Below are 247 nucleotides of genomic sequence, written 5' to 3'. Positions count from 1 at the left end.
ATAGAAAAAAAGGGTTACAGATTCGATTGTAACCCTTTTTCCAAATCTTTTTTGTTTTATACGGCTCCTATAATGATTATAGGACTGAAGTATGATTCGAAATAGCGTTGATTATATGATTCCAATCGTCACAGTGAATCTCGTGACCCGACCCTTCTAGGGTTAGTAACAAAGCATGGGGAATTTCATCAACAAGAGCAAGACCATGCTCGTATGGAAGCACTATATCCTCTGTACCATGGATAAC

The 247-nt window shown here is 38.1% G+C and carries 1 protein-coding gene; it reads right to left on the bottom strand.

Going from position 1 to position 247, the window contains the following annotated elements; translation table 11 throughout:
* Positions 1-76 precede the first annotated feature (76 nt).
* On the bottom strand, positions 77-247 hold a 171-nt coding region (locus SB717_RS38445; protein WP_410908466.1), incomplete at its 5' end, for an alpha/beta fold hydrolase.

The sequence above is a fragment of the Priestia sp. SIMBA_032 genome (genome assembly GCF_046535215.1).
GTDB lineage: Bacteria > Bacillota > Bacilli > Bacillales > Bacillaceae_H > Priestia > Priestia aryabhattai.
This window is presented reverse-complemented; position numbering and strand designations above follow the sequence as displayed.